The organism is Thiocystis minor (assembly GCF_016653465.1).
Lineage (GTDB): Bacteria > Pseudomonadota > Gammaproteobacteria > Chromatiales > Chromatiaceae > Chromatium > Chromatium minus.
This window is the reverse complement of sequence record NZ_NHSQ01000015.1, coordinates 1-4,238: the sequence shown is the minus strand read 5'-3', so window position 1 is coordinate 4,238 and position 4,238 is coordinate 1. Positions and strand designations below refer to the sequence as shown.

The window sequence follows — 4,238 nt, the reverse complement described above, 5'->3', positions numbered from 1 at the left end:
CCTGGATCGACGTGGACGCGCTCAAGGCGCGTCTGGATCGCGGCGAGCCGCTGCTCATCCTGGACGTGCGCCCCGCCGCCGATTTCACCGGCGAGCAGGGACACCTCGCGGGCGCCCTGAGTCTGCCCCTGGAGACCTTGGCGGAGCGGCTTGACGCACTGGGCACCGACCTCGAACGCCCCATCGCCATCCTCTGCCGCACCGACCGGCGCTCGGCCAAGGCCGCCGACCTCCTGGCGCGTCGCGGCTTCGCCCGCGCCCAAGTGGTGCAGGGCGGCATGACCGCCTGGCACGCGCGCAGTTGGCCCGTCGAGCGCCAATCCGACGCCAGGTTTTTCCGATAAGCCGCGCGGACGACTGACTCCGTCATTGATGCTCAGGGTTTGACCTCACGAGGGCGGCCTGTCCCGTCGAGTAGGCGCACGCTCACCGAGCGCGGCATCTGGGGCGGCGCGGGTGGCGCGCGCAGGGCGCGCACAGATTCGGTCAGGACACCGAACGCGGAGCGCAGGAAAAGGCCCGCAATGAGGACGCCCACCAGGAGATCCGGCCAACGCGAGACGAGCAGCGCACAGGCGGCGGCCGCGAGCAAGACCCCGAGGTTCGCGACCAGATCGTTGCGCGAGCACAGCCAGGTGGAGCGCAGATTGAGATTGTCGCTGCGGTGGCGATAGAGCAGTAAGAAACAGACCAGGTTAGCGGCCAGTGCCAGCGCGCCGATGAGGCCCATGGTGTGCGCGCTGGGCAGGACGGGATGGATCGCCTTGTCAACCGCCTCGCCCAGCACCCCGAGGCCGAAAGCCAGCATGAACAGGCCCTTCGCGAGCGCCGCGCCCGCCTGCCAGCGCGCCGAGCGCGCCAGCACGAAGAGGCTGAAGCCATAGACCAGGGCATCGCCCAGCATATCGAGCGAATCGGCGAGCAACGCGGTCGAGTGAGCCAACAGCCCCGCCCAGCCCTCGACGATGAACATCACCGCATTGATCGCGAGCACGCTCCAGAGCACCCGCCCATGGCTCGCACGCAGCGCGTCGACCTCGCAGCTCTTGTCTTCACAGCAATTCGGCATCGACCTTCACCGTCTGGGTAGATTCGAGTGAGATTCCAGCCGGGCCGTCTGCTTTCAAGTGCGGCCAGGACATGACGGTTGTGATGTGCACGAGGAGATATTCAGCTCATTCGTTGAAAAATATGAACCGGAGATCCAAGACCATGATCCACAAGCCGCTTGTCGCCGCCTTCGCGACCCTCTCGCTCCTGGCCCTCCCGATCCAAGCGGAGGACACAGCGTCCCTCGCCGCAGCCATCGAGGAGCATCTGGAATTTGCCGAGTACGGTTCGAGCATCATCTTGCCCGAGCAGATCCCGGCCGAGGACTGGCCCAACCTCCTCGTGATCGATGCCCGGGACGCCGCGCAGTTCGAGGCGGACCACATCCCGGGGGCCGTCAACATCGAGTGGCGCAAGGCCGTGGCCCAACGTGACGAGATCTCGCGGGAGAAGCCTGTCGTCATCTACTGCAACACAGGCTCACTCTCGGCGCAGGCGGTGTTCGCCTTGCGCCTGCTGGGCTGGGACAACGTCCGGGTCTTGCAGGACGGTCTGGAGGGATGGAAAGCCAAGGGCGGATTCGAGGCCAATCGACGCGCGCTGAACCCAGCCGGGGAGTGAGGGGTAACGGCCTCTTGATCGGGCGCGGGTCTTCAACACGGGAGAAAAGGGGCCGCCCTTCCGCACAAGCGAAGCGGATCACCGCCACGGTCCTCCCGAACCAGGAAGAATCGCTTGCCATATATTCTAAGAATCGTTAGATTAAAAGAATGAAAGAACGACAACTCAAAGAGCTGCTCTACGAGCAAGTCGCGCGGATTGGCAAGGCGCTGTCGAGCCCGAAACGGCTGGAATTGCTGGAACTGCTCGCCCAGGGCGAGAAGACCGTGGACGCCCTGACGCGCGAGTCGGGCGGCGATGTCAAGCTGGTCAGCGCCCATCTGAAAGCGCTTCGGGAAGCGCGGCTGGTCGAGGTCCGGCGTGAGGGGCGCTTCATGGTCTATCGCGCGAGTGGCGCCGATGTCGGCGCCTTGCTCGCGACGCTGCGCGATGTCGCCGAGAGTCATCTGGTCGAGCTGCGCGTGGCTCTGGCGCAACTGGTCGACGCCGAGGCGCAATTGACCGGTGTCTCCCGCGAGACGCTGCTCGAACAGGCCCGCCGCGGGGAGGTCCTGGTGCTCGACGTGCGCCCGGAGACCGAGTACCGCAGCGCCCATCTGCCCTACGCGCGCTCCATGCCACTCGATGAGCTGGAACATCACCTGAACGCCCTGTCCGTCGATGTGCCGATCGTCGCCTACTGTCGCGGCCCCTTCTGCCTGATGTCCGAGCAGGCCGTTGGACTCTTGCGCGCGCGGGGCTTTCGCGCCGCCCGTATCGAAGACGGTGTTAACGAATGGCTCGCTCACGGCTTGCCCGTCGAGCACCTCGAAGACGCCGCCGCAAGCGACCCGGAATCGTCCAATTGATCGCTACCTCATCCACTTCAATGCACGTTGCATGATGACGACCAGGAAAGCAGATGCCCTCAACGACCCACCATCGACTACTGATCCTCGGCTCTGGCCCAGCCGGTTATACCGCCGCCGTCTATGCCGCCCGCGCCAATCTGAAGCCGGTGCTGATCACCGGCATCGCCCAGGGCGGCCAACTGATGACGACGACCGATGTCGACAACTGGCCGGGCGCGGCGAACGGCATCCAGGGACCGGAACTGATGGCCAATCTCGAAGCGCATGCCCGCCGTTTCGACACCGAGATCATTTTCGATCACATCCACACGGCCACGCTGACGGAACGCCCATTCACCCTGATCGGCGACAACGGGGCCTATACCTGTGATGCGCTGGTCATCGCCACCGGCGCCTCGGCGCAGTACCTCGGCCTGCCCTCCGAGCAGGCGTTCATGGGCAAGGGCGTCTCCGCCTGCGCGACCTGCGACGGTTTTTTCTACCGCAACAAGCCGGTCGCGGTGGTCGGCGGCGGCAATACCGCCGTCGAAGAGGCCCTCTACCTGGCCAACATCGCCAGTCACGTCACCCTGATCCACCGTCGCGACGCCCTGCGCGCCGAAAAGATCATGCAGGACAAGCTGTTTGCCCACGAACAGGCCGGCAAGGTCAGCCTGCTCTGGAATCACGTCCTTGACACGGTCCTTGGCGATCACAGCGGCGTCACCGGTTTGCGCCTCAAGCACAGGCTCGACGGGGCGATGCGGGACATCACTGTCGATGGCGTCTTCATCGCCATCGGCCATAAGCCGAATACCGACCTCTTCTCCGGCCAACTGGAGATGGATGGCGGCTACCTCATCACCGAGGGCGGTCGTCACGCTAACGCAACCCGGACCAGTCTGGCGGGTGTGTTCGCCGCCGGTGATGTGCAGGACAGCGTCTACCGCCAGGCCTGCACCTCGGCCGGCACCGGTTGCATGGCGGCGCTCGACGCCGAGCGCTATCTCGACAGCCTTCCTTCGTCGCCCGCCGGTTTCCTTGCCGCGTCGGGAAGACCCTGATCAACCCAGCGACGCAACCAACCATCCGATCAATCAGGAACCATTCGATGACAATTTTGATCATTCTCAACCGTGAGCCCTACGACCACACCGATGTCACCTGGAACGCCCTGCGTCTGGCCGCGACCCTGACCGACCAGGGCCAGGGCGTGCGGCTCTTTCTGATGAACGACGCGGTCGATCTGGCGCGCGAGGTCTGCCGGCCGCCCGAGGGCTACGACCAGGATCTTTCCGCCATGCTCAAGGCCCTGATCGCGCGCGGGGTGCCGGTGCAAGTCTGCGGCACCTGCATGGCGCGCTGCGGCATCTACAAGAATCACCCCTATTTCGAGGGCGCCGAGTCCTCCACTATGGCGGCCCTGGCTGAATGGGTGGCCGACAGCGACCAGGTGCTGACCTTCTAACGTAGCACCGGCTTCCCGCCGGTGCCCCGCGCCGACCATCCGGAGAACCGCCCGCATGACCGACACCCCGCCCACCGCCCTCGCCACCCGCTGTGTTCACGCCGGCGAGTGGCCCGATGCCCACGGCAGCCCGCACACGCCGATCTATACGACCACCACCTTCGCCTTTCCCTCGACGCAGGCCGTGCTCGACGTCGTTGAAGGTCGCGTCGCCGGCAGTCTCTACACCCGCTATGGTCTGAACCCGACGATTCAGTCGCTGGAGACCA

7 protein-coding genes are annotated in these 4,238 nt (G+C 65.3%); 6 read left to right on the top strand and 1 reads right to left on the bottom strand.

Translation table 11 applies throughout. The features are described 5' to 3' along the window. A partial coding sequence (locus tag CCR95_RS00630) for a rhodanese-like domain-containing protein (RefSeq protein ID WP_201090943.1) occupies positions 1 to 344 on the top strand: 344 nt, incomplete at its 5' end. 32 nt (positions 345 to 376) lie between these two features. Here CCR95_RS00630 and CCR95_RS00625 read toward each other — a convergent pair. Next, on the bottom strand, positions 377 to 1,069 hold the full coding sequence (locus CCR95_RS00625; protein ID WP_201090942.1) for a cation diffusion facilitator family transporter: 693 nt from the start codon (positions 1,067 to 1,069) through the stop codon (positions 377 to 379). Between the two features lie 143 nt (positions 1,070 to 1,212). Between CCR95_RS00625 and CCR95_RS00620 the strand changes: the two genes are divergently transcribed. The 5 genes from CCR95_RS00620 to CCR95_RS00600 all read left to right on the top strand — a co-directional run. After that, entirely contained in the window at positions 1,213 to 1,671 is a 459-nt protein-coding gene (locus CCR95_RS00620; RefSeq protein ID WP_201090941.1) for a rhodanese-like domain-containing protein, read from the top strand. A 149-nt stretch (positions 1,672 to 1,820) separates the two neighbouring features. Further along, positions 1,821 to 2,519 carry an ArsR/SmtB family transcription factor gene (locus CCR95_RS00615; RefSeq protein WP_201090940.1) on the top strand — a complete coding sequence of 233 codons (699 nt, stop codon included), beginning with the start codon at positions 1,821 to 1,823 and terminating at the stop codon, positions 2,517 to 2,519. Positions 2,520 to 2,572: 53 nt separating this feature from the next. Next, on the top strand, positions 2,573 to 3,565 hold the full coding sequence (gene trxB / locus CCR95_RS00610; protein ID WP_201090938.1) for a thioredoxin-disulfide reductase: 993 nt from the start codon (positions 2,573 to 2,575) through the stop codon (positions 3,563 to 3,565). 47 nt (positions 3,566 to 3,612) lie between these two features. After that, the gene (locus CCR95_RS00605; protein WP_201090936.1) at positions 3,613 to 3,969 is read left to right on the top strand and encodes a DsrE/DsrF/TusD sulfur relay family protein; all 357 of its coding nucleotides are present in this window, start codon (positions 3,613 to 3,615) and stop codon (positions 3,967 to 3,969) included. A gap of 55 nt (positions 3,970 to 4,024) precedes the next feature. After that, positions 4,025 to 4,238, top strand: a 214-nt coding sequence (locus CCR95_RS00600; protein WP_201090934.1) for a PLP-dependent transferase, incomplete at its 3' end; no start/stop codon positions are given.